This is a genomic window from Arthrobacter agilis (assembly GCF_002953615.1).
In the GTDB taxonomy this organism is placed as follows: Bacteria; Actinomycetota; Actinomycetes; order Actinomycetales; family Micrococcaceae; genus Arthrobacter_D; species Arthrobacter_D agilis_B.
The window spans coordinates 2416077-2420392 of the sequence record NZ_CP024915.1 but is presented as its reverse complement, the minus strand read 5'-3'; the positions used below and the strand labels follow the sequence as shown (position 1 = coordinate 2420392).

At 70.5% G+C, this 4316-nt stretch carries 4 protein-coding genes; 2 read left to right on the top strand and 2 right to left on the bottom strand.

Annotated elements, in window-relative coordinates; translation table 11 throughout:
- The first annotated feature begins 201 nt into the window (after positions 1-201).
- Positions 202-1656 carry a hypothetical protein gene (locus CVO76_RS11800; RefSeq protein ID WP_208739386.1) on the top strand — a complete coding sequence of 485 codons (1455 nt, stop codon included), beginning with the start codon at positions 202-204 and terminating at the stop codon, positions 1654-1656.
- On the opposite strand, the gene CVO76_RS11795 is transcribed toward CVO76_RS11800, so the two are convergent.
- Together CVO76_RS11795 and CVO76_RS11790 are read right to left on the bottom strand one after the other, a co-directional pair.
- On the bottom strand, positions 1622-2635 hold the full coding sequence (locus CVO76_RS11795; protein WP_208739385.1) for an acyl-CoA thioesterase: 1014 nt from the start codon (positions 2633-2635) through the stop codon (positions 1622-1624). The genes CVO76_RS11800 and CVO76_RS11795 overlap by 35 nt on opposite strands.
- Before the next feature lie 167 nt (positions 2636-2802).
- Complete coding sequence (locus tag CVO76_RS11790) at positions 2803-3378, bottom strand: TetR family transcriptional regulator (RefSeq protein ID WP_208739384.1); 576 nt, start codon at positions 3376-3378, stop codon at positions 2803-2805.
- A 98-nt stretch (positions 3379-3476) separates the two neighbouring features.
- Between CVO76_RS11790 and CVO76_RS11785 the strand changes: the two genes are divergently transcribed.
- On the top strand, positions 3477-4316 hold an 840-nt coding region (locus CVO76_RS11785; RefSeq protein WP_208739383.1), incomplete at its 3' end, for an NAD(P)-dependent alcohol dehydrogenase.

Sequence of the window (4316 nt, the reverse complement as noted above, 5' to 3'; positions counted from 1 at the left end):
TAGAGGGTCGACTCCGAGGGCCGGCCCGCGCCACGCTCGGTCGTGCTCCAGCCGCACCGAGGGGTCCTCTTCCGGCGTCCCGCACGATGACGGGCAGCCCCGGGCACTGACGGGCGGTCGTTTCGGCAGGTTCTCCTCAGGATTGCGTCCAGTAGGGCTTTCCGCCTGTCCGGCGGTCGCCGGCTCGCCCATCATGTGGGTATGAAACTGAATGCCGCTGGGGCAACCTTCGTTTCCGCGGCACTCGCTGCCGTCTTCGCCGTCTGCTCGCTCGCCACGCCCGCGAGTGCCGGCAGCCTGACCACGAGTTCCGGGCAGCAGCTGCCCGCGTACCTGCAGGGCTACCGGCAGGGCCAGCTGCTCTGCCCCGGGGCCGCACTCACGGGCAAGGTCTCCGTGGCGATCGTCGATCCCATGATGGCCACGACGGACGCCCCCGGGGACTGCACCCTCTCCGACATGAAGGCCGCCAACCCGGGAACCACCTTCCTCGCCTACCTGAACATCGGCGCCATGAGGGACTTCGAGTCCTGGAACGGTGTCTTCCAGAACTCGTGCGCGGACACCGCGACGGCGGCGGGCCGCCAGTTCGCCGTCACCACCTCCAACACGAAGGTGGCACGGAGCGAGGACGGCTTCGCCGGCTACCCGGACTTCCCGTACCTGACGGTGGCGAACCTGTCGCCGGCCTACGCCGACGCCTGCGCGGCCACGGCGCGCAGGATCCTGAACACCGACGCCCAGCGCGGGACGACGAACGCGGCTCCCGCCCGGTTCGACGGCTTCTTCCTCGACGACGCCTCGATGTCCCCCTCCCACGGCCAGGACATGGTCGATGTCGGGCAATGGGGCCCCTGGGCCGATGACGACGCCTACGGCCGCGCGCTGATCGCCGCGGTCAAACGGTTCGATGCCACCCTGACCCGCACGATGGGCCGCGACATCCCCGTCGCCGTGAACCTCGGCGTCTACCCGGCATGGAGCAACCAGGTGAGCCTCGCCAAGGAACTGGCCGCCACGCGCACCGTCGACTTCGCGCTCCGGGAGCATGTGGTGGCCAACGGCACGGGCCGTCCGCTGCCGCTGGTCGACCTCGAGCAGGCGAGCACGGCGTACCAGGCCATCACCGCGGCCGGCATGCCGGTGGTGGAGCACGACTACTCGGTGCCGCTGCGCGAACTGCCCACGACCGCGTACGGCCAGGGCAAGGACATCGGCAGCTCGGCCCCGTGCCTGCGCGACGGCTTCGGGACGAGGGCGGCCGTGGTCTCGGCAGGGAAGACCCGGCGGACGCTCGACCACCGCATGACGCTCGGGCACCTGCTCCAGACCCGCACCGCGGCCGCCCGCCCGATGACCGTGACCCTCTCGCAGGCCGAGTCCACCTGCCAGGACAACGCCTGGGACGACGACGCGAACTTCGAGACGGTCACCACGGCGTCGGTCACCGCGGCCGACACACAGGTCACGGCCCTCACGAAGGCCGTCACATCGGGCGCCTACGCCACCGCCGCACCGCTGAAGTACTCCGGCGTCACCGTGGTACGGCTGTCCAGCGGCAGCGTCGTCGCAGTCAACACCACGACCATCACGCGCTCCGTGACGGCCTACGGCAAGACGCTCAGCGTCCCGGCGCGGTCCGCGACGATCGGCTGACACCGGGCTCGGCGCCCGGATCCTGCCGCAGGTGCGTGGGCAGGATGCTCCCGGGCGCCCGACTGCGGATCAGCAGCAGGCTCCGGGCGTGCTCGTGCAGCCGGCGGTCCTCGTCCGAACGCGGCACCCAGACAGGCACGGGCACGGCCGTGCCCTCGTCGTCGCGCGCCACCATGACCGTGAGGCAGGTGGTGGTGAGCGCCATCTCCCGCGACCTCGGGCTGCCGGACCGCACGTGGACCGCGACGTGCATCCCCTTGTGCCCGGTGTAGACCAGGCGCGCCTCCACCTCGACGACGTCGCCGATCCGCAGGGGCTTGAGGAACCGGACACCGCCGGAGAAGACGGCCACCGTGTCCAGTCCGCAGTACCGCGTGGAGCAGACGTAGGCGGCCTCGTCGATCCAGTCCATGACGGTACCGCCGTGGACCTTCCCGCCCCAGTTGACGTCGGTGGGTGCTGCGAGGAACCGGAGGACCGTGCGCTCCGCGGTGCCGGCCTCCGTGTACTCCTGGCGGCGCATCTCCTCGACGATCGCCTTCCGTACCTCGATGCGCGCGACGGCATGGTCGCTGTCCAGCCGCTCGGCGTCCGTGCGGGGCTCGAAGGCGGGGACGGGCACGGGCTTGCCGTCGGGTCCGACCGCGACGAAGATCACGAGGCACTCGCTGCGCTGCCCGCCGTCGTCGCCCGACACGGAACCGGACGAGACCACCGTGCGGATGTGCATCGAGGACGTCCCGGTGTGGACGATCGTGGCCTCGACCTCCACCAGGTCGCCGACCGCCACCGGGTCGGCGAAGTGGATGTTCCCCACGTACGCGGTGACGCAGTAGGTCTTCGCCCAGCCGACGGCGGCGGCGTAGGCGGCCTTGTCCACCCATTCGAGGACGGTGCCGGCGTCCACCGAGCCGCTGTGTCCTAGGTCGGTGGGGGAGGCGAGGAACCGGAGGGTGACGGAATTCGCCGCGGTCTCCATGCCGGCCACCTACGCCCGCTGCCAGGCGGGTACGAGCTCCTCGAAGCGGCCCCGCTTCCGGTGGGCGAGCGGGTGGTCGGGCTGCCCGAGGGCGGCGTCCACGGCGGGGGAGGGAGCATTCATGACCCAGTATCACCACGCGCGACCTCCAACCGGAAGCCCGGGCGCTATGCGTCGGGCGTGATGAGGCGTCGGACGGCGAGCGAGATCAGGTGCCGACGGCGCTCGTGCTGTTCCTCGTCGTCGTCGGGAGAGGCGGCGACGGTGGTGCTCACCGGCGACCACGCCATGGACAGCGCGATCACCAGGGAGAACAGCTCGGCGGGTGGGATCCCCGGGTCCACGAGACCCTTCGCCTGGGCCGCGGCGATCGATGCGAACTTCGCCTGGTCGAGCGTGCCGATCTCGGGTCCGAGCCCGCCGAAGGGGGCGCGCTCGAGCCGGGTCCAGACGGCGAGCTTCACGACGAGGGGATGCGCCAGGTAGTCGTCGTACAGGCGCACCGCATAGCCGGGCAGGTCCTCGCCGTCGATGGGGACGGCGTCCACGATCGCACGGAGTCGCTCGCTCAGCACCGCGCTGAACAGTTGTTCCTTGTTGCCGAAGTAGGCGTACAGCTGCGCCTTGTTGGCCTGTGCCAGGCGGGCGATGCGGTCGATGCGCGCTCCGGCTATGCCGTAGTGCGCGAATTCCTCGGTGGCCGCCTCGAGGATCCGCTTCTTGGTCGCGTCGCTGTTTCCCATCCCTCCAGCATATTCCAACCGGTTGGTTTCTTTTTCTTCCGCACGGGAGTAGTCTGGGCCGAAAGTAACCAGGCAGTTGGAAAAGTGGAGGAGCACCCATGCGGCAGGTCAGTGGTTTCGCATCGCACCAGGGGTCGGACGGCGTCACTCCGTGGGACTTCGAGCGGAGGGACCTGCGTTCCGACGACATCCGCGTGGCGATCGACTACTGCGGTGTCTGCCACAGCGACCTCGACGCGATCGCGTCGGCGGCGCAGGGTGAGGACTGGCTCGTCCCCGGCCACGAGTTCACCGGCAGGGTGGCGGCCGTGGGCTCCGCCGCCACGCGCTTCGCCGTCGGTGACCGCGTCGCCGTCGGCAACATCGTGGATTCCTGCGGTCGCTGTGCAGCCTGCCGGGCGCACCAGGAGAACTACTGCCACGACTTCCCGACCCTCACCTACGGTGGTCGCGACCGGCACGACGGCAGCCGGACGCAGGGCGGGTGGTCAGGGGAGTATGTGGTCCGCGAGGACTTCGCCTATTCCGTGCCACCGGGGCTCGATGCCGCGGCCGCCGCCCCGCTCATGTGCGCGGGGATCACGGTGTGGGAACCACTGCGGCGCTGGCAGGTGGGGCCGGGCAGCACCGTGGGCGTCGTGGGCGTCGGCGGCCTCGGGCACCTCGCGGTCAAGCTCGCCAAGGCGCTCGGCGCGCACGTCGCCGTCTTCACCACGTCCCCCGCCAAGGCCGACGCCGCCTACGCGCTCGGAGCCGATGACGTCGTGCTCTCCACCGACGCCGCTGCAATGGCTGCGCGGACCGACTCCTACGACCTCGTGCTCGACACGGCGTCGGCGCCCCACGACCTGACGCCCTACCTCCGTGTGCTGTCCATGGATGGCACGCTGTGCGTCCTGGGGATCGCCGAGCGCCTGGACTTCGATCCGATGGCCCTG

Coding starts and splice junctions, on each gene's coding strand:
- CVO76_RS11800 (WP_208739386.1), top strand. CDS start 202: ATGAAACTGAATGCCGCTGGGGCAACCTTCGTTTCCGCGGCACTCGCT.
- CVO76_RS11795 (WP_208739385.1), bottom strand. CDS start 2,635: ATGGAGACCGCGGCGAATTCCGTCACCCTCCGGTTCCTCGCCTCCCCC.
- CVO76_RS11790 (WP_208739384.1), bottom strand. CDS start 3,378: ATGGGAAACAGCGACGCGACCAAGAAGCGGATCCTCGAGGCGGCCACC.